Origin of the sequence: Phycicoccus sonneratiae (genome assembly GCF_016887965.1) — a bacterium.
GTDB classification, from domain to species: domain Bacteria; phylum Actinomycetota; class Actinomycetes; order Actinomycetales; family Dermatophilaceae; genus Phycicoccus; species Phycicoccus sonneratiae.
In genome coordinates this window covers 64,283-85,170 of record NZ_JAFDVD010000024.1, presented here as the reverse complement: position 1 = coordinate 85,170, position 20,888 = coordinate 64,283, and the positions used below count along the sequence as shown (strand labels likewise).

The window sequence follows — 20,888 nt, the reverse complement described above, 5'->3', positions numbered from 1 at the left end:
CCGCCCCTCCGGCCGGAGGGTCAGCCGACCGGTGGGGCGCTGGTAGACCGGAGGGCGAGCCCGTCCGTGCCGCCGGTGCGGACGCCCGTCCCACCGCCAGGAGCCCCGATGGCCTTCCCCGGTCTGCAGCACGTCGCCGTCACCGTCACCGACCTCGAGCGCAGCACGCGCTGGTACTCCGCACTGTTCGAGGCCGAACCGGTCCTCGACGAGGACGAGGAGGCGGGTCGCTTCCACCACACGGTCTTCGTCCTCGAGGGCGGCCAGCTCTTCGGGCTGCACACGCACCAGGGCCGCGAGTCCGGCGACTCCTTCGACGAGGAGCGCACCGGCCTCGACCACGTCGGGTTCGCGGTCGGGTCGGTCGCCGAGCTCGAGGAGTGGGTGCAGCGGCTCGACCGGCTGGGCATCGAGCACGGGGGCGTCAAGCGGGCCGGCTACGGCTCCGGCCTGTCCTTCCGCGACCCCGACAACATCGCCCTCGAGCTGTTCACCACCGCCGGCTGACCCGGCCCGCCGGAGCACGCAGCGGATTCGCAGCGCCCGCGTAGCGGCCCCCGGGAGAGTGGTGCCAACGCACCACCGGGGGGACGGCGGTGCGGGACCCGCGCCACCGGGGGGTCGGTGGCGCGGGACGCACCACCACCACGGGGTGCGGACCGGTCGAGGGGGTCGGTCCGCACCCCGAAGTGCGTCCCTGTAGCAGGATGGCCGCATGAGCGCAGCGCACGGCATCAGGGTCGGGTACAAGGCGTCCGCGGAGCAGTTCGCGCCGGGGGAGCTCGCGGGGTACGCGGTGCTCGCCGAGGAGCTCGGGCTGGACTCGGTGACCATCTCCGACCACTTCCAGCCCTGGCGGCTCGAGGGCGGCCACGCCCCGAACTCGCTCGCCTGGATGGCGTGGGTGCTGGCGCGCACCGAGCGGATCATGGTCGGCACCTCGGTGATGACGCCGACGTTCCGCTACAACCCGCCCGTCGTCGCCCAGACGTTCGCGACGATGGCCTGCCTCGCGCCCGGGCGGGTGATGCTCGGGGTCGGCACCGGGGAGGCGCTCAACGAGATCGCCGTCGGGTCGGTGGCGGAGGGCGAGTGGCCCGAGTTCAAGGAGCGCTTCGGACGGCTGCGCGAGGCCGTCACGCTGATGCGGCAGCTGTGGACCGAGCCGCGGGTCACCTTCGAGGGCGACTACTACCGCACCGAGGACGCGGCGATCTACGACCGCCCGGACGAGCCGGTGCCCGTCTACATCGCCGCCGGGGGCCCGATGGTCGCCCGGTACGCCGGCCGCCACGGTGACGGGTTCATCTGCACCTCCGGCAAGGGCGAGGAGCTCTACCGCGACCAGCTCGTGCCCTCGGTCGACGAGGGGATGGACAAGGCCGGGCGCGACCACGCCGACATCGACCGGATGATCGAGGTCAAGGTGTCGTGGGACCCCGACCCCGAGCGCGCGCTGGAGAACACCCGGTTCTGGGCGCCGTTGTCGCTCTCGGCCGAGCAGAAGCACTCCATCCACTCCCCGGAGGAGATGGAGCGCGCCGCCGACGAGCTCCCCATCGAGCAGGTCGCCAAGCGGTGGGTCGTCGCGTCGCGGCCCGAGGAGGTCGTCGAGGCGCTGCGCTTCTACACCGACCTGGGGTTCGACCACCTCGTCGTCCACGGTCCCGGGCACGACCAGGAGCGGTTCCTGCGCACCTTCTCCGAGCAGGTCCTGCCCGGGCTGCGCGAGCTCGTCCCCGCCGCCCGGTGAGCGACTCCGGCGTGCCGGGGCCGCTGGCCGGCGTGCGCGTCGTCGAGCTCGGTGGCATCGGTCCGACCCCGTTCGCGGCGACCCACCTCGCCGAGCTCGGCGCCGAGGTCGTCCGGGTCGACCGGCCGGGGGAGTCGAACCTCCTGGCGCTCGCCGGCGGGTTGCGGCGCTCACGGCCGAGCATCGCCGTCGACCTCAAGCACCCGGACGGCGTGGCGGTGCTCCGGCGCCTGCTCGCGGACGCCGACGTGCTCGTCGAGGGGTACCGGCCGGGGGTGCTCGAGCGCCTGGGCCTGGCGCCTGACGACCTGCTCGCCGCCAACCCGCGGCTCGTCGTCGCCCGGATGACCGGCTGGGGGCAGGACGGTCCGTGGGCGCAGCGCGCCGGGCACGACATCACCTACGCCGCGGTCTCGGGGACGTTGCACGCGCTCGGGCCGCGGGAGCGCCCGATCGCGCCGGTGCCCGCCCTCGGCGACTTCGCGGGCGGGTCGCTCTACCTCGTCGTCGGGGTCCTCGCCGCGCTCGTGGCGCGGGGGAGCACCGGCCGCGGGCAGGTCGTCGACGCGGCGATGGTCGAGGGGTCGGCGCACCTGCTGACGATGGTGCACTCGATGCTCGGTGCGGGCACCTGGCGCGACGAGCGGGAGGCCAACCTGCTCGACGGCGGTGCGCCGTTCTACGACGTGTACGCCTGTGCCGACGGCCGGTTCGTCGCGGTGGGTGCGCTGGAGCCGCAGTTCTGGGCCGAGCTCGTGGCGCGGCTCGGGGTCTCGGTGGACGGCGAGCAGTACGACACCGCGACCTGGCCGGCGCAGCGGGCGACGTTCGCGGAGGCCTTCGCGCGGCGGACGCGTGACGAGTGGGCGGCGCAGTTCGAGGGCTCGGACGCGTGCGTCGCGCCGGTGCTGTCGCTGGCCGAGGCGTCGCGCCATCCGCAGGCGGTCGCGCGGGGCTCGTTCGTCGACGACGGCTCGGGGAACCCGGTGCCGCGCACCCCTCCCCGCCTGTCGGCCACCCCGGTGCGGACACCCGGGCCCGAGCCGGCGCCCGGGGCGGACACGACGTCGTGGTTGCTCGCCCACGGCTTCGGCGACGACGAGGTGGCCGGGCTGCTCGCGTCGGGAGCCGTCGTCCAGGCCTGAGGTGCGGGCCGCGGCCTCAGGCCGTGGGGAACGGCCCTGCGGGTCCGAAAACGTTGTGCGCGAACCGTTCCCCCATCAGCCGGTGGGTGTCGGCGTCGGGGTGCAGGGCGTCGGGCAGGGGGTGGGCCCCGGTGTCGTCGGGGCCGTACATCCCGAGCCCGTCGACGAGGTGGAGGTGCGGGTCGCCGGGCCGGCGCTGGTCGACCACCTCGGCCAGCACCTCGCGGACGACCCGGAGCGTGAGCCGGCCGGCGGGCACCTCGGCCGGGTCGCCGACCGCGGTGAAGACGAGCCGGCCCTCCCGGAGGGCGACCGGGTCGACGGCCCCCGGGCCCGGGGTGTCCTCGTGGACCGGGCAGAGCACGGGCGTCACGAGCAGGAGCGGGGTGTCCGGGTGGCCGTCGCGGATCGTGTCGAGGAAGCCGTGGACCGCCGGACCGAGGACGCGGCGGCGCATCAGGTCGCCGCCGACGATGTTGATGCCGACCTTGAGGCTGAGCAGGTCGGCCGGGGTGTCGCGCATCGTCCGGGCGACGAAGGGGTCGAGGACGGCCGAGCCGCCGAAGCCGAGGTTGACGAGGTCGAGCCCTCCGAGCCGCGCGGCGACCGCCGGCCAGGTGCCGGTGGGCCGGACCGCGTTGGAGCCGTGGCTGATCGAGCTGCCGTGGTGCACCCAGCGCGGCCGGTCGTCGGTCGGGACGGGCTCCACTGGGGCGTCCGCCCGCAGCGCGACGAGCTCGACGCCCTCCTGGTGCGGGAGCCACAGCTCAACGACCTTCTCGCCGGACGGGAGGTCGAAGCGCACGGTGCCGGGACCGCCCCGCGTCAGCTCGGTGACGCCGGTGGTGACGTCCGTCGTCAGCAGGTCGCCGTTCGGCACCACCTCGCCGCCGAGGACCTCGCCGTCGACGACGAGGTCGACGCTGCCGAGCGCCCGCGCCGGGGCGCCGCTCAGCGCCCGTCGCGTGACGAGGGCCTCGAGCTCGACCACGGTGGCCCGGGTCCGCCCGACGACGCGCACGCCCGAGGGCTGCGCCTCGTTGATCGCGAGCATCGGGTCGGTGTTCTGGCCCCGGGCCCACGCCGGGAGGCGGTGGGGGCGCAGGCCGCCGTCCTCGGTCGGCTCGAGCTCGAGGGCGCCGTGGACGAGGGCGGGCAGGAGCGGGACGTCGAGGAGGTCGGGCACAGGCCCAGTCCAGCACGGCGTCCGGTGCGACGCCCGGTCGGGTGCGGTTGGATGGCGGGATGAGCAGCGCACGGGTCCGCGTGGAGGCGGACGGAGCCATCGGCCGGATCACCCTCGACGCCCCGGAGCGGCTCAACGCGGTCGACCCGGAGATGTGCGACGCCGTGACGGAGGAGGTCCGCGGGTTCGACGCCGACCCGGCGGTGCGCGTCGTCGTCCTCACCGGCGAGGGCCGGGGCTTCTGCGCCGGGGCGCCGCTGACGGCTGAGGGGGCACAGATGGGCGTGCTCGAGGCGGGGGCCGACCTCGTCCGGGCGCTGCTGGGCTCGGAGACGCCGGTCGTCGGGCTCGTCCACGGCGTCGCGGCCGGCATCGGCGTCCCGATGGCGCTGGCCTGCGACTACGTGCTCGCGGCCGACGAGGCGCCGTTCGTCCTCGCGTTCAGCCGGATCGGGCTGATGCCCGACGGCGGGTCGACGGCGCTCGTCACCGCGGCGGTCGGTCGGGCGCGGGCGATGCGGCTCGCGCTGACCGGTGAGGCGCTGCCGGGTGCGACGGCGGCCGCGTGGGGCCTCGTCGCGGAGTCCGTGCCGGCCGACCGGTTCGCCGAGCGGTCCGCGGAGCTCGTCGCGGCGCTGGCCGCCGGGCCGACCCTCGCCCTGGCCCGCACCAAGGCCGCGGTCAATGCGGCGGCCCTCGACGTCGAGGCGGCGCTGGCCCGCGAGGACGTCGGCCAGCGCGCGCTCGCCACGACCGAGGACCACCGCGAGGGCGCGGCGGCGTTCGTCGGCAAGCGGCGCCCGGAGTTCCGCGCCCGCTGACCCGCTCCCACCGGCGTCAGGAACGCGTCAAGACGCCGTCAGTGCGGCATCACCGGCGCGGCCTCGATCCGTCCCCGCTGGTGTCGTGGTCGGCATGTGGGAAGACCTGATCGCAGGCGTCATCGGCCTGCTCCTCCTCGGCTACCTCCTCGACGCCCTCGTGCGCCCGGACCGGTACTGAGGAGCCTCTCGTGACCATCGCCCTCCAGACGGCTGCGGCCGTCCTCCTCGTCGGTGCCGTCCTCGCGGCCGTCCACGTGCCGCTCGGCACCTGGATGCACCGGGTGTTCACCGACGACTCCGACTGGCGCGTCGAGCGCGCCGTGTACCGCGTCGTCGGGGTCGACCCGCGGACCGAGCAGCGATGGACCGGCTACGCCGGCTCGGTGCTCGCGTTCGCGGTCGCCTCCGTCGCCCTGCTCTTCGTCCTCATCACCGTCCAGGGGTGGCTGCCCTGGAACCTCGGTCGCACGATGGACTGGGACACCGCCCTCAACACCGCGGTCTCGTTCACCACGAACACGAACTGGCAGTCCTACGCCGGTGAGGCCGGCACCGGGCACACGGTGCAGATGCTCGGCCTGACCACCCAGAACTTCGTCTCCGCGGCCACCGGGCTCGCCGTGGCCGTCGCCCTGCTGCGCGGCCTCGCGCGGGCGCACGCCGACCGGCTCGGCAACTTCTGGGTCGACCTCACCCGCTCGACGGTCCGCGTGCTCCTGCCGCTCGCGGCGGTCGGCGCGGTCCTGCTCCTCCTCGGCGGCGTCATCCAGAACCTCGCGGCACCGCACACCATCGAGACGCTCACCGGCACCCAGCAGGTCATCCAGGGCGGTCCGGTGGCCTCGCAGGAGGCGATCAAGGAGCTCGGTACGAACGGCGGGGGGTTCTTCAACGCCAACTCGGCGCACCCGTTCGAGAACCCCGGGCCGTGGACCAACCTCCTCGAGATCGTCCTCATCCTCGTCATCCCGTTCTCGTTGCCGTACACCTACGGCCTCATGGTCCGTGACCGCCGTCAGGGCGCCGTCGCCGCCGGGGTCATGGGCTTCCTGCTCGTCGGCAGCATCGCCCTGGCCGCCTGGGCCGAGGCCCACGCCGCCGCCGGGCCCTTCGGCTCGATGGAGGGCAAGGAGCAGCGCTTCGGGATCGTCTGGTCGAGCGTATTCGCCGGCGCGACCACCGGCACCTCGACCGGCGCGGTCAACTCGATGCACGACAGCTACAGCGCGCTGGGCGGTGGTGTGCCGCTGGTCAACATGCTCCTCGGTGAGCTCTCGCCCGGTGGTGTCGGCACGGGTCTGTACTCGTACCTCGTCGTCGTCGTGCTCGCGGTCTTCATCGCCGGCCTGATGGTGGGGCGCACCCCCGAGCTGCTCGGCAAGACGATCGGCCGCACCGAGATCACCAGTGCCGCGCTCGTCACCCTGACGATGCCCGCCCTCGTGCTGCTCGGCACCGGCCTCTCGGTGGTCCTGCCCGTCTCCCTCGACGCGCGGCTCAACGACGGCCCGCACGGCCTCTCCGAGCTGATGTACGCCGTCGCCTCGGCCTCCAACAACAACGGGTCGGCGTTCGCGGGCCTGTCGGCGGACCAGCCGTACCTCAACCTGCTGCTCGCGGCCTGCATGTTCGTGGGCCGGTTCGTGCCGATCATCCTCGTCCTGCGCCTCGCCGGTTCGCTTGCCGCACAGGGCAAGCGACCGGTCACGGCCGGGACGATGCCCACCCACACGCCCCTGTTCACCACGCTCGTCGTCGGCACCGTGCTCATCGTCGCGGGCCTGACGTTCTTCCCGTCCCTCGCCCTGGGACCCATCGCGGAGGCCCTCTCATGACGTCGTCCCTCGCCCTCACCGCCTGGCAGAACCTGCCCGCGGCGTTCGCCAAGCTCGATCCCCGCCACCTGTGGCGCAGCCCGGTCATCATGGTCGTCTGGGTCGGGTCGGTCCTCACGACCGTGCTGTCGGTCCTCGACCCGTCGGTGTTCTCGGTCGGGGTCACCGTCTGGCTGTGGGCCACCGTGCTCTTCGCCAACCTCGCCGAGGCCGTCGCCGAGGGCCGCGGGAAGGCGCAGGCGGACACCCTGCGGCGCACCCGCACCGAGACCACCGCCCGCCGGCTGGCCGCCGACGGCACGGAGGAGGAGGTGCCGGGGACCGCGCTCGCGCTCGGCGACCACGTCGTCGTCGAGGCCGGCCAGGTCATCCCGGGCGACGGCGACGTCGTCGAGGGCGTCGCGACCGTCGACGAGTCGGCGATCACCGGCGAGTCCGCCCCCGTCATCCGCGAGTCGGGCGGTGACCGCTGCGCCGTCACCGGTGGCACGACGGTGCTCTCGGACCGGATCGTCGTGCGCATCACGAGCAAGCCCGGCGAGACCTTCATCGACCGGATGATCGCGCTCGTCGAGGGCGCGTCGCGACAGAAGACGCCGAACGAGATCGCCCTGTCGATCCTCCTGACGACGCTGACCATCATCTTCGTGCTCGCCGTCGGTGCCATCCAGCCGATGGCGGTCTACTCCGGCCAGCGCCTCTCGATGGTCGTGCTCGTGGCGCTGCTCGTCTGCCTCATCCCGACGACCATCGGCGCGCTCCTCTCGGCCATCGGCATCGCCGGCATGGACCGGCTCGTCCAGCGCAACGTCCTCGCGATGTCCGGCCGGGCGGTCGAGGCCGCCGGCGACGTCAGCACCCTGCTGCTCGACAAGACCGGGACGATCACCTACGGCAACCGCCGGGCCAGCGAGCTCGTCCCGGTGCACTCGGTGGCCCGCGAGGAGCTGGCCCGCGCGGCCTACCTCTCCTCGCTCGCCGACGAGACGCCCGAGGGCCGCTCGATCGTCGAGTACACGGTCGAGGACGGCGTGGACGCATCGGCGCTCGGTGACGTGACGGCCCTGCGCCGCGCCGGCGCCGAGGTCGTCGAGTTCAGCGCGACGACCCGGATGTCCGGCGTCGACCTCCCCGACGGAGCCCGGGTCCGCAAGGGCGCGGGGAGCGCGGTGTCGGCCTGGGTCCGCGAGAACGGCGGCACGGTCGGCAGCGACCTCGAGGTGCACGTCGACGGCATCAGCGCGTCGGGCGGCACGCCCCTGGTCGTGGCCGAGGCAGCACCGGGGGAGGCCCCGCGGGTCCTCGGCGTCGTCCACCTCAAGGACGTCGTGAAGCCGGGGATGGCCGAGCGCTTCGCGCAGCTGCGCGAGATGGGCATCCGCACGGTGATGATCACCGGCGACAACCCGTTGACCGCCAAGGCGATCGCCGAGGAGGCGGGGGTCGACGACTACCTCGCCGAGGCGACCCCCGAGGACAAGATGGCGCTCATCAAGAAGGAGCAGGAGGGCGGCCGGCTCGTCGCGATGACCGGTGACGGCACGAACGACGCCCCGGCGCTGGCCCAGGCCGACGTCGGCGTGGCGATGAACACGGGCACGTCGGCCGCCAAGGAGGCCGGCAACATGGTCGACCTCGACTCCGACCCGACGAAGCTCATCGACGTCGTGGCCATCGGCAAGCAGCTGCTCATCACCCGGGGCGCCCTGACGACCTTCTCGATCGCCAACGACGTCGCGAAGTACTTCGCGATCATCCCGGCCATGTTCGTCGGGGTCTTCCCGGGGCTCCAGGCGCTCAACGTCATGGGCCTCTCGAGCCCGTCGTCGGCGATGCTCTCGGCCGTCATCTTCAACGCGCTCGTCATCGTCGCGCTGATCCCGTTGGCGCTCAGGGGCGTTCGCTACCGCCCGCTCTCGGCGCACGCCATGCTGCGCCGCAACCTCCTCGTCTACGGGCTCGGAGGGGTGGTCGTGCCGTTCGTCGGCATCAAGGCGATCGACCTCGTCGTGTCCCTGATCCCCGGCCTCTGAAGGACAGCACCGTGACCACCACCCGACAGCTCGGCGCAGCGCTCAAGGCACTGCTCGTCCTCACCGTCCTCTGCGGTGTGCTCTACCCCGCGGCGATCCTCGCCGTCGGGCTCGTCGTGCCCGACCGGGCGAACGGCCAGCCGGTCGTCGTCGGCGGCCGCGAGGTCGGCTCCGCGCTCCTCGGCCAGCCGCCGAGCGGGCCGGAGTGGTTCCAGGGCCGCCCGTCGGCCTCCGACTCCTCCGGCGACGTGAGCGGCGGCTCGAACTACGGTCCGTCCAACCCCGACCTCGCCGCCGACGTGGCGGAGCGCGAGAAGGCCCTGCGCGCGGCCAACCCCGATGCGCCGCAGCAGATCCCGGCCGACGCGCTCACCACCTCGGCCAGCGGCCTCGACCCCGACGTCTCGCCCGAGTACGCGCGCTGGCAGGTGGCCCGGGTCGCGGCGGCCCGGGGCCTGGAGCAGACCCGGGTGCTCCGGCTGGTGGACCAGCACGTGCGTGAGGCCCCGCTCGGGTTCCTCGGGCAGGACCGCGTGAACGTCCTGGAGCTCAACGTGGCGCTGGCGGGTCTCACCCGCGGGTGAGAATGGGCCCATGGCACGCGGACGGCTGCGGATCTACCTCGGGGCGGCCCCCGGCGTGGGCAAGACCGTGGCGATGCTCGACGAGGGCCACCGCCGCCTCGACCGCGGGACCGACGTCGTCGTCGGGCTCGTCGAGACTCACGAGCGGGCGCACACCAAGGCGCTGATCGACGGCCTCGAGGTGGTGCCGAGGGCGCGCCTGACGCACCGCGGCACCACCCTCGAGGAGATGGACCTCGACGGCCTGCTGGCCCGGGCCCCCCGGGTCGCCCTCGTCGACGAGCTCGCCCACACGAACGCCCCCGGCTCGCGCCACGAGAAGCGCTGGCAGGACATCGACGAGCTGCTCGACGCCGGCATCGACGTCATCTCGACGGTCAACGTCCAGCACCTCGAGTCGCTCAACGACGTCGTCACCTCGATCACCGGGGTCGTCCAGCGCGAGACGGTGCCGGACGCGGTCGTCCGCGCCGCCGACCAGATCGAGCTCGTCGACATGTCCCCGGAGGCCCTGCGCCGCCGGATGGCCCACGGCAACGTCTACGCGCCGGAGAAGGTCGACGCCGCGCTCGCCAACTACTTCCGGGTGGGCAACCTCTCGGCGCTGCGCGAGCTCGCCCTGCTCTGGCTGGCCGACCGGGTCGACGAGGGCCTCGAGACCTACCGCGCCGACCACGGCATCGACGCCAGCTGGCCGACGCGTGAGCGGGTCGTGGTCGCCATCTCCGGTGCGGCGGAGGGCGAGACGCTGCTGCGGCGAGGGGCGCGCATCGCGGCGCGGGGCGCCGGCGGAGAGCTCCTCGCCGTGCACGTGGTGCGCTCCGACGGACTGACCGGCCCGACCCTGCCCGATCTCGTCGCCCAGCGCCGGCTCACCGACGAGCTGGGTGGCACCTTCCACACGGTCACCGGCGACGACCTCGCCGAGGCCGTCCTCGACTTCGCCCGCGGCGTCAACGCGAGCCAGGTCGTCATCGGGTCCTCCCGACGCCCGCGCTGGCGGACCCTGTTGTCCCCCAGCACGACCGAGGAGGTCATCACCGAGTCCGGTGACATCGACGTGCACGTCGTCACGCACAAGCTCGCCGCGGGGCGCGGCTGGCGGGCGCCGCGGGCCGGGCTGCCCCGGCGCCGCAAGCTCCTGGGCTACGGCCTCGGCGTCGTGGGGCCGTTCGTCCTCACCGAGGTCCTCGCCGGGCTCCCCGAGGACCCCGACCTGCCGCTCACCGTGCCCCTCTTCCTCCTCCTCAGCGTGCTCACCGCCCTGCTCGGCGGGATGGGGCCGGCCCTCCTCGGGGCGGTGGCGTCCTCGTTGTTCCTCAACTGGTTCTTCACGCCCCCGACCGGCGGCCTGACGATCTCCGAGCCCGAGAACGCCGTCGCGCTCGCCGTCTTCGTGCTCGTCGCGGCCGCCGTGGCCTGGGTCGTCGACCGCAGCGCCCGGCGGGCCGACCGGGCGCTGCGCGCGCAGGCCGAGTCGGCCTCCCTCGCCGAGCTGAGCCACACCCTCCTCGGGTCCACCGACCAGATGGCCCTGCTCCTCCAGCAGGCCCTCGACATGTTCGGCGCCGACGCCGCCGCGGTGGTCCGCCGGCCGGACGCGCACCACCGGATGGAGGTCGTCTCGGCTACCGACCCGTCGCTCACCCTCGAGGACCTGCGCGCCCCGGGGCTGCCCCGCGAGGAGGCCGACGAGGACCACGAGCTCGTCCTTGTCGGCGCCACCGTGCCCGCCGGTCGCCAGCGCCTGCTCGCCGCCTTCGCCGCGCACGCCGGCGCCATCCTCCAGCGGCGCTCGCTCCAGGCCTCGGCGGGTGAGGCCGCCGTCCTGGCCCGCGACAACTCCGCCCGCACGGCCCTGCTCTCGGCGGTCTCGCACGACCTGCGCACCCCCCTGGCGGGGATCAAGGCCGCCATCGGCAGCCTGCGCTCGACCGAGGTGACCTTCAGCCCCGAGGACGAGGCCGAGCTCGAGGCGGCCATCGAGGACTCCGCCGACCGGCTCGAGGTGCTCATCGGCAACCTCCTCGACATGTCCCGCCTGCAGGCCGGCGCCCTCGTGGCCAACCCCCGCACCGTCGACCTCGGCGAGGTCGTGCCCGGTGTCGTCGCGGCGGTGGCCGAGCCCGAGCGCGTGGTCTGGGACCTCGGGGCCGACGCCCGCACCGTCGTCGCCGACGCCGGCCTGCTCGACCGCGTGCTCGGCAACGTCGTCGAGAACGCCCTGCGCCACCAGCAGCCGCCGTGGCGGGTGCGGGTGGCGACCAGCCGGCTGGGTGACCGCGTCCAGATCCGGGTGTGCGACACCGGTCCCGGCGTCCCCGAGGCCGCGCGCGACCGGATCTTCCTGCCGTTCCAGCGGTACGGGGACGCCCCGGCGGGCGACGGCGTCGGGCTCGGCCTCGCCGTGGCGCGCGGGCTCGCCGAGGCGATGGGTGGCAGTGTGTCCGCGGAGGACACCCCGGGTGGCGGGCTCACGGTGGTCGTCGAGCTGCCGGTGGCGGAGGGAGCGTGATGGTCCAGAGGGTGCTCGTCGTCGACGACGACCCGACCATCCGGCGCACCCTGCGGATCAACCTGCGGGCGCGCGGCTACGAGGTGGAGGAGGTCGGCTCGGGGCTCGACGCCCTGGCCACCGTCCACGACGCCCCGCCCGACCTCGTCGTCCTCGACCTCGGCCTCCCCGACCTCGACGGCGTCGAGGTGCTGCGGCGTCTGCGGGCCACGAGCCGGGTGCCCGTCGTCGTCCTGTCGGCGCGCCACCAGTCCGACGACAAGGTCGAGGCCCTCGACGAGGGCGCCGACGACTACGTCACCAAGCCGTTCGGGATGGACGAGCTGATGGCCCGGGTGCGCTCGGCGCTGCGCCGCGGCGGAGGCGAGGACGACGGGCTGGCCGCGGTCGCCCCGGTGGCCACGGACGCCTTCGCCCTCGACTTCGCGACGCTGGCCGCCACGCACCGCGGTGAGGCGGTGCACCTGACGCCCACCGAGTGGCGGCTCGTCGCCGAGCTCGCCCGGCACCGGGGGCGGGTCGTCACGCAGGCCGACCTCCTGCGCGCCGTCTGGGGGCCGGGGTACGGGCGGGAGTCGAACTACCTGCGGGTGTACGGCAACCAGCTGCGGCGCAAGCTCGAGGACGACCCGTCGGCGCCGCGGCACATCCTCACCGAGCCGGGCATCGGGTACCGCCTCGTCGAGTGAGCGCCTGTGCGGTTCGTCTCGTCGCCCGATCGGAATACTCCCGGCATCCGTGCAGGTCAGACAGGGTGCGGGGGTGGGCCGATCGGCGCCCTCGGCGACCCGCCGGTTTGGGCTCCGGTGGGCGTCTCTGGTCTGGTGGACAGGTTGACAGGACCGAGTACCCCCGACGCCGAGCCATGGACGGAGGCCGCGGCGACCCCGCCGCGGACGCACGCAGAGTGAGCACCGACACCCGAACGACCGAGCAGACCACCCCGCCACCGACGCCCGGGACGGAGCCGCCCCGCACCACGACGGCCGTCGGCGAGGCACCCCACCCGGTCCTCGGGATCGACGTCGTCGAACAGCCGTCGCGCGGTTCTCAGGTCGACAAGGTCGTCTTCGGTGTCGTCGCCGTGATCGCCGTCGCCTTCGTCGCCTGGGGCTTCCTCAGCACCGACACCCTCGGCTCGGCGTCCGACGCGGCCCTCGGCTGGTCCGTGACGAACATGGGGTGGATGTTCGTCGTCCTCGCGTCGGCGTTCGTCGCCTTCGTCATCTGGCTGGCGGTGAGCCGCTTCGGCGACATCCCGCTCGGCACCGACGACGAGGAGCCGGAGTTCCGCACCGTCTCGTGGATCGCGATGATGTTCTCCGCCGGCATGGGCATCGGCCTGATGTTCTACGGCGTCAGCGAGCCGCTGTCGCACTTCGTCACCCCGCCGCCCGGCACGGGCGAGGCCGGCAACCCGCAGGCCGTGCAGACCGCGATGGCCACGACGCTCTTCCACTGGACGCTGCACCCGTGGGCCATCTACGCGGTCGTCGGCATCGCCATCGCGTACGGCGTCTTCCGCAAGGGTCGCTCGCAGCTCGTCTCGTCGGCGTTCATCCCGCTCATCGGCGAGCGCCGGGCCACCGGCGGCGCCGGTCGCGTCATCGACATGCTCGCGATCTTCGCGACGCTGTTCGGCTCGGCCGCCTCGCTCGGGCTCGGCGCGCTGCAGATCGGCAGCGGGCTCGAGATCGTCTCCGGCATCGGGAAGGTCGGCAACGGCGTGCTCGTCGCCGTCATCGCGGTCCTCACCGTCGCCTTCATCCTCTCGGCGGTCTCCGGTGTGGCCAAGGGCATCCAGTGGCTGTCGAACATCAACATGGTGCTGGCCATCGCCCTGGCCCTCTTCGTCTTCGTCGTGGGTCCGACCGTCTTCATGCTGGACCTCGTCCCGACCGCGGTCGGCTCGTACTTCCAGGACCTCGCGATGATGTCCGCACGCACCGACGCGGCGGGCGGCGACGGGATGGCCGAGTGGCTGTCGGGGTGGACCGTCTTCTACTGGGCGTGGTGGATGTCGTGGACGCCGTTCGTCGGCATGTTCATCGCCCGCATCTCGCGCGGCCGCACCATCCGCCAGTTCGTCACCGGCGTCCTGCTCGTCCCGAGCCTGGTCAGCCTCGTGTGGTTCGCGATCTTCGGCGGCGCGGGGATCCACGCGCAGCAGAACGGCACCGACCTCGCGGGCCGGTCGACCTCGGAGGGCCAGCTGTTCGGGCTGCTCGACACGATGCCGCTCGCGGGCGTCACGACCGTCGTCGTCATGCTCCTCGTCGCGATCTTCTTCGTGTCCGGCGCGGACGCGGCGTCCATCGTCATGGGCACGCTCTCGCAGCGCGGCACGCTCGAGCCGAGCCGCTGGAACGTCGTCTTCTGGGGCGTCGCGACCGGTGGTGTGGCCGCCGTCATGCTCCTCGTCGGCGGTGACTCGGCGCTGACCGGGCTGCAGAACCTGACGATCGTCGCGGCCTTGCCGTTCGCGCTCGTCATGGTCGGGCTGGCCTGGGCGCTCGTCAAGGACCTGCGCCAGGACCCGGTCGTCGTGCGCCGGCGCTACGCCGTGGCCGCCGTCGAGAAGGCGGTCGTCACCGGGGCCACCCGGCACGGCGACGACTTCGCGCTCTCGGTCGAGCCGGCCGACGAGCCGGTCCTCGGCGAGGGCGACAGCACCCCGAGCGAGGCCTCCGAGGTCGCCCGCGCCTGACCACGGCGCCTCCCACCGCTCGGCCGTCCCGGGGGTGCCTAGGGTGGTCGGCGTGCCCGTCGTCCGTTCCGCCCCGACCCGTGACCTGTCCGCCGAGGTGCTCTACGCGCTGATGCGGCTGCGGCAGGACGTGTTCGTCCTCGAGCAGGAGTGCCTCTACCCCGACCTCGACGGCCGCGACCTCGAGCCCGGCACCGTCCAGTGGTGGGCGGAGGACGGCGTCGGCGCGGTGGTGGCGACGCTCAGGGCCCTCGACGACGGTGAGGGCGTCGTCCGGGTGGGACGGGTGGCGACGGCCCGGGACGCGCGGGGCGCCGGGGTGGCACGCCAGCTCGTGCTCGGGGTGCTCGCGGCGACCCGCGGGCCGGTCGTCCTCGACGCGCAGTCCCACCTCGAGCACTGGTACGAGCGGCTCGGGTTCGCCCGCGACGGCGCGGAGTTCCTCGACGACGGCATCCCGCACGTCCCGATGCGCCTGGCCCGCTGACGACGATCGACGACTGTGTCGGTCGTCGTCGCCCCCCTGGTGTCGGAGGGTCCCGCTAGCGTGCGGGGATGACGCACACCCACCACGCCGTCGACTACGTCGAGCTCGGGGCCCCGGACCTGCCGGCCGTCCGCGCCTTCTACGAGCGGGCCTTCGGCTGGACCTTCACCGAGTACGGCCCCGACTACCTCGGCTACCGCGTCCCGGGTCGTGACGACGAGGCCGGCGGTGTCGACGCCGGGCGAGAGCCGGGCACCGGGGGCCCGCTCGTCCTCCTCTACTCCGACGACCTCGACGCCACCGTGCAGGCGGTGCTCGACGCCGGCGGCACCGTGAGCAAGGAGCCCTACGAGTTCCCGGGTGGTCGCCGCTTCTACTTCACCGACCCCGCCGGCAACGAGCTCGGGGCCTGGCAGCCGGCCGGATGACCCTCGCGCTCGCCGACCTCGTCGCCGTCTCGGGCGAGGTCGCGGCCACCCGGTCGCGCACGGCCAAGACCGCCGCCATCGCCGGGCTGCTCGCGCGCGCCGACGCCGACGAGGTCGGCACGGTCGTCGCGTTCCTCTCGGGGGTGCTGCCGCAGCGCCGCCTCGGGGTCGGGTACCGGTCGCTGTCGGCGCTGCCCGAGCCCGCGGGCGCGTCGTCGCTCACGGTCGCCGAGGTCGATGCCGCCTTCGACGGGCTGGCCGCCACGGCCGGCGCCGGCTCCACCGCCGCCCGCCGGGCCGCGCTCGCAGACCTGATGGGCCGGGCCACCGCCGACGAGCAGGCGTTCCTGCGCGCCCTGATGACCGGCAACCTCCGGCAGGGCGCGCTCGACGGCGTCGTCCTCGGGGCGGTCGCCGCCGCCTTCGAGGTGCCCGACGCCGTCGTGCGCCGGGCCGTGATGCTCGCCGGGTCGACGCACGTCGTCGCCGGGATCGCCGCGTCCGGCGGCCGGCCCGCGCTCGAGGAGGTCGGGCTCGTCGTCGGGCGCCCGCTGCGCCCGATGCTCGCGGCCTCGGCGAAGACCACCGACGAGGCGGTCGAGGGGTTCGCCGGCGAGCCGATGCTCGTCGACGGCAAGCTCGACGGCATCCGCGTCCAGGTCCACCGGCGCGACGCCGAGGTCACCGTCTTCACCCGCAGCCTCGACGAGATCACCGAGCGGGTGCCCGAGGTCGTCGAGGCGGTCACCGGCCTCCCCGGGGGCGACCTCGTGCTCGACGGCGAGGCCATCGCGCTCCGGGCCGACGGGCGTCCGGAACCGTTTCAGGTGACCGGCGCCCGCACCGCGAGCTCGGCCGACGTCGCGCGGCTCCGGGCCGAGGTGCCGCTGACCACCTACCTCTTCGACGTCCTCCACGCCGACGGCCGTGACCTCGTCGACGCCCCCGCGCAGGAGCGGCACGACGTCCTCACCGCGCTCGCGCCCCACCTCGTCGTGCCCCGCCTGCTCACCTCCGACCCCGCCGAGGCCGGCGCCTTCTTCGACGAGCTCGTCGCCGCCGGCCACGAGGGGGTCGTCGTCAAGGACGCCGCGGCCCCGTACGCGGCCGGTCGTCGCGGCAGCGGCTGGGTCAAGGTCAAGCCCACCCACACCCTCGACCTCGTCGTGCTCGCCGTCGAGCGCGGCTCGGGGCGCCGGCGCGGGTGGCTCTCCAACATCCACCTCGGCGCCCGCGACCCCGACACCGGCGGGTGGGTGATGGTCGGCAAGACGTTCAAGGGCCTTGATGACCAAACCCTTAGATGGCAGACCGAGCGCTTCACGGATCTGAAGATCGATGATGACGGTTGGGTTGTGAGGGTCCGCCCTGAGCAAGTAGTGGAGATTGCCTTCGACGGTGTTCAACGCTCCAAGCGTTACTCGGGGGGCGTGGCCCTTCGGTTCGCACGCGTGTTGAGGTACCGGAGCGACAAGACCCCGGAGGAAGCCGACACGATCGACGCCGTCCGATCGTTCTTGGCGTGACGCTCCATCGCCTGTCGGCGTCAGCCCACCGAGAACTTCAAGATCCCCATGCTCACGAGCTCGCGGAACAAGTCAAGCCCCTTGTCACTGAGCTTGTCCTTCTCGAACTCGATGTACCCCACGGAACTGAAGTTGGACGCCAGATCGATCCCCTTCTCCTTGAAGACCACGATGCGCTCCCCGTAGAGCACTGACGCCGCCCCGAGTTCGTGCGAGACGTTCTCACTCGGCCGCCAGATGCTGTTCCCATCGGCATCGAAGTACTCCTTGTCGGCGGTGAAGACCAAAATCGCAGCGCCACACTCCTGCATCGTCTCCCTCACCTTCTGGGGAATGGGACGCGCGCGATTCGGCTCTTCGACCGCTGCCTTGTAGGGAATCTTGTACTCGTTGAGCACCTTGATCAGTTGTTCCATCGGCTTCTTGTTGCCCCCGTGGCCGAGGAAGATGGCGTTCTTGGCCGGGTCCTGTGAGGCCTGAGTGGGTGGGTGCTCCCGCCGTTCCTCGCGCTGCTCGGTGGCTGGAGGCGCGGCCTCCTCCTCATCCTCAAAGTCGTCGTCCAACGCCAAGTCCTCGTCGTGGCCCTGGTTCTCCACCGGAGTCACGATCGGACCACCGATGTCGATGTACTCCTTGTCCTTGATCGTCTTGAGGAAGCCGACGAAGCGCGCGTTCTCGATCAACAGTTCGTAGACATCGCCCGTTCGATCCGTGGGCACGTCGAACGTCGCCAGAACGTTTTGGGCAATGTTCTTCGGCGGGAGCGGAGACCCGTCGTAGCGCGTGTAGAACTTGTTGGCGACCGACGGCTTGAGAGCAGCGTCGCGGAGAGCCTTCTTGTCGTCGTCTACCTCGGTAGGAGTTACGACACGGGCACCCATCTTGGTGAGGGAGATGGTCGGAGCGTTCGGCCCACCATCGGTCAGTCCATAGCCAACGGCAGCCCCGCACAGGCGACGAAACGGCCCCGAGGACGGCGTCATGTCCAACGCGGAGGCCACGTCCAAGGGACGAGTGGGGTGGGAGGCGTAGTTGTCTGCGAGCGCTTGTGGCACGCGGACCGACTTCTGCAGCGTCATGGTCGGAATGTCCGCTTGGCTGATCCGCGACTTCCGAACAGGTCGGTTGGTGTTCTCTTCGCTCATGTGTTCGAACATACACGCTGTTCGCGCCATACTCAACATTCGTTCGATGCGCGAGTCTCGCAATCCGTGAGCACCCGCTGGCCTCGGGCAAGGCGTTCCATGCCCGAAACACCACCCGGCGACCGCTGATCAGGCGAACCGAGCGTTTGTGCATGGCGCCCCCCGAAGACCTTCAAGGGGATGACCGACGAGATGCTCGCGTGGCAGACCGAGCGCTTCACCGACCTCGCCGACGGGCCCACCGACGGGTACGTCGTCACGGTGCGCCCCGAGCAGGTCGTCGAGATCGCCCTGGACGGCGTGCAGCGCTCGTCGCGGTACCCGGGCGGGGTGGCGCTGCGGTTCGCCCGGGTCCTGCGCTACCGCGACGACAAGCCGCTCGACGAGACCGACACCATCGACGCCGTGCGCGCGCTCGGCGGGTCCTGAGCCGGACGGCCGGTCAGGCCTGCGGGCGCCAGGGTGACCCGAGCAGCCGGACGAGCGCCGCGACGATCCCGACGACCCCGCCGACCACCGCGAGGACGAGCACGCCCCGCGCGACGAGGTGCCATCCCGAGGTCAGGTCGAACGGGAAGACGTCCCAGACCCGCAGCGTCGCCGTCAGGCCGACCGCCGACGTCACGAGGTCACCGAGCGCCCGGAAGCCGGGGGTGTGCAGCAGCACGGCCAGCGCCTCGACGACGACGCCCGTCCACAGCGCGGCGTTGACCAGCGGCAGGACCAGCGGGGTGTCGCCGGTGAGGAACGGCACGGCGTCCCAGCCCGGCCGCTCGTTGACGAGGTAGAGCAGCACGAGGTTGACGACGAGGCCGCCGAGGTTCGCGGAACGGGGTGCGGGGCGGAGCCGGCGCGCCGGACGGGACCCGCGCGTGGGGTGGGTGTGGGTGGCGGACATGGCCTCCTCCTCCCGGCGGTGCACCGACGCCGCACCTCGACCGGCAGGGCGCGTGCCTCGCCACGTCCATCGTCCCACCGGGGCCGGGTCGCGCGGGCCGCGCGAGAGCGGCGTCACCCCGTCGGTCGGCTGGCACGATGGCGCGATGGAGTCCTCCCGCGGCATCTGGACGAGCACCGCCGACGTCGACCTGCTGCTGCGGCTGGCCGGCTCGGGGTTCGACTGGCTCGCCCTCGACGCCCAGCACGGGCCGGTCGACCGGGCCGCGCTACACGTCCTCGGCCGGGCACTGGCGTCCGTGCCCACTCCCTTCCTGGTCCGCGTCCCGGCCGTCGATGCCGCCTGGATCGGGGCGGCCCTCGACGCCGGTGCGGCGGGGGTCGTCGTCCCGTCCGTGACGAGCGCCGCCGACGCCGAGAGGGCTGCGCTGGCCGCTCGCTACCCCCCTCTGGGAGAACGCAGCTGGGGACCGTTCGCGCCGCTCTGGGGAGGTGTGGCCCAGGACCCGGAGGCGGCGAACGAGCTGGTCCGCTGCTGGGTGATGGTCGAGACGCCCGGAGCGCTCGACGACGTCGAGGCCATCGCGGCCACACCCGGCGTCGACGGTCTCTTCGTGGGCCCGCTCGACCTCGCGCTCTCCCTCGGCACGACGGTCGAGGCCCTCCTCGACGACGACGACCCGGACGGGCCGCTGGCCCGGGTCGTCGCGGCCGCCGGGCGGCAGGGCCTGCTCGTCGGCGCGTTCGCCGGCTCGCCCGCCGCGGCCCGGCGCCTGCGGGCGCACGGCATCGGGTTCCTCGCGGTGACCAGCGACGCGGCGGTCCTGGCGGCCGGGGTCCGGGCCGTCCTCGCGGAGGACACGGACCCCGACCCGGCCTGACCGCCCGGCCATCCGCGGACCCGGTCGCCACGAACCACCGGGCGTGACCCTCCTCGACGACGCGCAGGCGTGGCTGATGCAGAAGTCCGCGCCGTTCACCGTGCGCTACGGGGAGCCGCTGCGCTTCGCCGGCCAGGACCTGCCGGCGCCCGAGCGGCTGCGGGTCCCGACGCGGCACGGTGACGTCCGCGTCGACCTCCACCGTCCGCAGGACACGAACTCGGACGGCACCCCGCCGGTGGTCGTCCACTTCCACGGTGGGGCCTTCGTCATGCGCTACCCGGAGATGGACGACTGGTGGTGCCGGTACCTCGCCGCCACCGCCGGTGTCGCGGTGGCCAACGTCGACTGGTCGGTCGCGCCGCAGGCCCGCTACCCCGTCGGGCAGGAGGAGGGCGACGACGTGGCCGCCGAGCTCGCCACGCACGGAGCCGAGTACGGCGTCGACGGCCGGCGCCTCGTGGTCAGCGGGTTCAGCGCGGGCGGGCAGGTGGCCGCCGCCGTGTGCCTCATGGCGCGCGACCACGGGTCGTACGCGCCGGTGCTCCAGGTCCTCGGCGTCCCCGCGCTCGACCTCGCCTCCCCGGTCGAGGACCGGCCCGGGATGGTCGGGCCCGACCTGCGCCGCCTCGTCCGACGGGTCTACTTCCCCGACGTCGCCCGGCGCCGCGAGCCGTACGCGTCGCCGCTGCTCGCCGACGACCTCTCCGGCCTGCCGCCGACCGTCGTGATGACCGGCGGGCGCGACGCCCTGCGCCCGGACGGCGACCGCTACGCCGCCCGGCTGCGGGCTGCGGGCGTCGAGGTCCTCCACCACGTGACCCCGGACGTCGACCACTACTTCCTCACGGACGACCCCGTGCGGGCGCGCGTGACGATGGCGATGGTCGCCGAGCGGGTGCGCATCGCGTGCGGCCTCGTGGCGCCGGGGCGCTGACCGGG

Annotated in this window: 19 protein-coding genes and 1 pseudogene; 17 read left to right on the top strand and 3 right to left on the bottom strand. The window is 73.3% G+C overall.

Going from position 1 to position 20,888, the window contains the following annotated elements:
- The first annotated feature begins 108 nt into the window (after positions 1-108).
- From JQN70_RS18490 to JQN70_RS18480, 3 genes are all read left to right on the top strand, one after another.
- Positions 109-507 (top strand): VOC family protein, encoded by a 399-nt coding sequence (locus JQN70_RS18490; protein ID WP_204132849.1) that lies wholly within the window; start codon positions 109-111, stop codon positions 505-507.
- Between the two features lie 208 nt (positions 508-715).
- Positions 716-1,753, top strand: coding sequence for a glucose-6-phosphate dehydrogenase (coenzyme-F420) (gene fgd / locus JQN70_RS18485; protein WP_204132848.1), 1,038 nt, complete (start codon positions 716-718; stop codon positions 1,751-1,753).
- A complete protein-coding gene (locus JQN70_RS18480; protein ID WP_307836077.1) occupies positions 1,750-2,898 on the top strand; it encodes a CaiB/BaiF CoA transferase family protein in 1,149 nt (382 codons plus the stop codon). The genes fgd and JQN70_RS18480 overlap by 4 nt, the downstream gene beginning before the upstream one ends.
- 16 nt (positions 2,899-2,914) lie before the next feature.
- On the opposite strand, the gene JQN70_RS18475 is transcribed toward JQN70_RS18480, so the two are convergent.
- On the bottom strand, positions 2,915-4,084 hold the full coding sequence (locus JQN70_RS18475; RefSeq protein WP_204132847.1) for an SGNH/GDSL hydrolase family protein: 1,170 nt from the start codon (positions 4,082-4,084) through the stop codon (positions 2,915-2,917).
- A 59-nt stretch (positions 4,085-4,143) separates the two neighbouring features.
- Between JQN70_RS18475 and JQN70_RS18470 the strand changes: the two genes are divergently transcribed.
- The 11 genes from JQN70_RS18470 (at position 4,144) to JQN70_RS18420 (ending at position 17,023) form a co-directional block, all read left to right on the top strand.
- A complete protein-coding gene (locus tag JQN70_RS18470; RefSeq protein ID WP_204132846.1) occupies positions 4,144-4,905 on the top strand; it encodes an enoyl-CoA hydratase-related protein in 762 nt (253 codons plus the stop codon).
- 94 nt (positions 4,906-4,999) lie between these two features.
- Positions 5,000-5,086, top strand: a complete 87-nt coding sequence (locus JQN70_RS18465; protein ID WP_166124404.1) for a potassium-transporting ATPase subunit F — start codon at positions 5,000-5,002, stop codon at positions 5,084-5,086.
- A 10-nt stretch (positions 5,087-5,096) separates the two neighbouring features.
- Positions 5,097-6,743 (top strand): potassium-transporting ATPase subunit KdpA, encoded by a 1,647-nt coding sequence (kdpA, locus tag JQN70_RS18460; protein WP_204132844.1) that lies wholly within the window; start codon positions 5,097-5,099, stop codon positions 6,741-6,743.
- Positions 6,740-8,776, top strand: coding sequence for a potassium-transporting ATPase subunit KdpB (gene kdpB, locus JQN70_RS18455; protein ID WP_204132843.1), 2,037 nt, complete (start codon positions 6,740-6,742; stop codon positions 8,774-8,776). Before kdpA ends, kdpB begins: the two co-directional genes overlap by 4 nt.
- 11 nt (positions 8,777-8,787) lie before the next feature.
- Entirely contained in the window at positions 8,788-9,360 is a 573-nt protein-coding gene (gene kdpC, locus JQN70_RS18450; protein WP_204132842.1) for a potassium-transporting ATPase subunit KdpC, read from the top strand.
- Between the two features lie 10 nt (positions 9,361-9,370).
- Entirely contained in the window at positions 9,371-11,875 is a 2,505-nt protein-coding gene (locus JQN70_RS18445; RefSeq protein ID WP_204132841.1) for a sensor histidine kinase, read from the top strand.
- Positions 11,875-12,564 (top strand): response regulator transcription factor, encoded by a 690-nt coding sequence (locus JQN70_RS18440; RefSeq protein WP_204132875.1) that lies wholly within the window; start codon positions 11,875-11,877, stop codon positions 12,562-12,564. The genes JQN70_RS18445 and JQN70_RS18440 overlap by 1 nt, the downstream gene beginning before the upstream one ends.
- A 218-nt stretch (positions 12,565-12,782) precedes the next feature.
- Complete coding sequence (locus JQN70_RS18435; protein ID WP_434063755.1) at positions 12,783-14,582, top strand: BCCT family transporter; 1,800 nt, start codon at positions 12,783-12,785, stop codon at positions 14,580-14,582.
- 52 nt (positions 14,583-14,634) lie between these two features.
- On the top strand, positions 14,635-15,069 hold the full coding sequence (locus tag JQN70_RS18430) for a GNAT family N-acetyltransferase (protein WP_307836076.1): 435 nt from the start codon (positions 14,635-14,637) through the stop codon (positions 15,067-15,069).
- A 68-nt stretch (positions 15,070-15,137) separates the two neighbouring features.
- Positions 15,138-15,497 carry a VOC family protein gene (locus tag JQN70_RS18425; RefSeq protein ID WP_204132839.1) on the top strand — a complete coding sequence of 120 codons (360 nt, stop codon included), beginning with the start codon at positions 15,138-15,140 and terminating at the stop codon, positions 15,495-15,497.
- On the top strand, positions 15,494-17,023 hold the full coding sequence (locus tag JQN70_RS18420) for an ATP-dependent DNA ligase (RefSeq protein WP_204132838.1): 1,530 nt from the start codon (positions 15,494-15,496) through the stop codon (positions 17,021-17,023). Before JQN70_RS18425 ends, JQN70_RS18420 begins: the two co-directional genes overlap by 4 nt.
- Before the next feature lie 20 nt (positions 17,024-17,043).
- On the opposite strand, the gene JQN70_RS18415 is transcribed toward JQN70_RS18420, so the two are convergent.
- A complete protein-coding gene (locus tag JQN70_RS18415) occupies positions 17,044-18,102 on the bottom strand; it encodes a TIR domain-containing protein (protein ID WP_204132837.1) in 1,059 nt (352 codons plus the stop codon).
- Positions 18,103-18,333: 231 nt separating this feature from the next.
- Between JQN70_RS18415 and JQN70_RS18410 the strand changes: the two are divergent.
- Positions 18,334-18,597, top strand: a pseudogene (locus JQN70_RS18410) (ATP dependent DNA ligase); the annotation flags it as partial.
- A 13-nt stretch (positions 18,598-18,610) separates the two neighbouring features.
- Here the strand turns inward: JQN70_RS18410 and JQN70_RS18405 are convergent.
- Complete coding sequence (locus tag JQN70_RS18405; RefSeq protein ID WP_204132835.1) at positions 18,611-19,066, bottom strand: hypothetical protein; 456 nt, start codon at positions 19,064-19,066, stop codon at positions 18,611-18,613.
- A gap of 145 nt (positions 19,067-19,211) precedes the next feature.
- On the opposite strand from JQN70_RS18405, the gene JQN70_RS18400 reads away from it, so the two are divergent.
- Positions 19,212-19,946, top strand: a complete 735-nt coding sequence (locus JQN70_RS18400; protein ID WP_204132834.1) for an HpcH/HpaI aldolase family protein — start codon at positions 19,212-19,214, stop codon at positions 19,944-19,946.
- A 43-nt stretch (positions 19,947-19,989) separates the two neighbouring features.
- Positions 19,990-20,883 carry an alpha/beta hydrolase gene (locus JQN70_RS18395; RefSeq protein WP_204132833.1) on the top strand — a complete coding sequence of 298 codons (894 nt, stop codon included), beginning with the start codon at positions 19,990-19,992 and terminating at the stop codon, positions 20,881-20,883.
- The last annotated feature ends 5 nt before the right edge of the window (positions 20,884-20,888 follow it).

Excerpts from the sequence above, each read along its gene's own strand:
- JQN70_RS18465 (WP_166124404.1), top strand. The coding sequence starts at position 5,000 with ATGTGGGAAGACCTGATCGCAGGCGTCATCGGCCTGCTCCTCCTCGGC.
- JQN70_RS18470 (WP_204132846.1), top strand. The coding sequence starts at position 4,144 with ATGAGCAGCGCACGGGTCCGCGTGGAGGCGGACGGAGCCATCGGCCGG.
- JQN70_RS18490 (WP_204132849.1), top strand. The coding sequence starts at position 109 with ATGGCCTTCCCCGGTCTGCAGCACGTCGCCGTCACCGTCACCGACCTC.
- fgd (WP_204132848.1), top strand. The coding sequence starts at position 716 with ATGAGCGCAGCGCACGGCATCAGGGTCGGGTACAAGGCGTCCGCGGAG.
- JQN70_RS18405 (WP_204132835.1), bottom strand. The coding sequence starts at position 19,066 with ATGTCCGCCACCCACACCCACCCCACGCGCGGGTCCCGTCCGGCGCGC.
- JQN70_RS18440 (WP_204132875.1), top strand. The coding sequence starts at position 11,875 with ATGGTCCAGAGGGTGCTCGTCGTCGACGACGACCCGACCATCCGGCGC.
- kdpB (WP_204132843.1), top strand. The coding sequence starts at position 6,740 with ATGACGTCGTCCCTCGCCCTCACCGCCTGGCAGAACCTGCCCGCGGCG.
- JQN70_RS18420 (WP_204132838.1), top strand. The coding sequence starts at position 15,494 with ATGACCCTCGCGCTCGCCGACCTCGTCGCCGTCTCGGGCGAGGTCGCG.
- JQN70_RS18445 (WP_204132841.1), top strand. The coding sequence starts at position 9,371 with ATGGCACGCGGACGGCTGCGGATCTACCTCGGGGCGGCCCCCGGCGTG.
- JQN70_RS18425 (WP_204132839.1), top strand. The coding sequence starts at position 15,138 with ATGACGCACACCCACCACGCCGTCGACTACGTCGAGCTCGGGGCCCCG.
- JQN70_RS18415 (WP_204132837.1), bottom strand. The coding sequence starts at position 18,102 with ATGACGCTGCAGAAGTCGGTCCGCGTGCCACAAGCGCTCGCAGACAAC.
- JQN70_RS18400 (WP_204132834.1), top strand. The coding sequence starts at position 19,212 with ATGGAGTCCTCCCGCGGCATCTGGACGAGCACCGCCGACGTCGACCTG.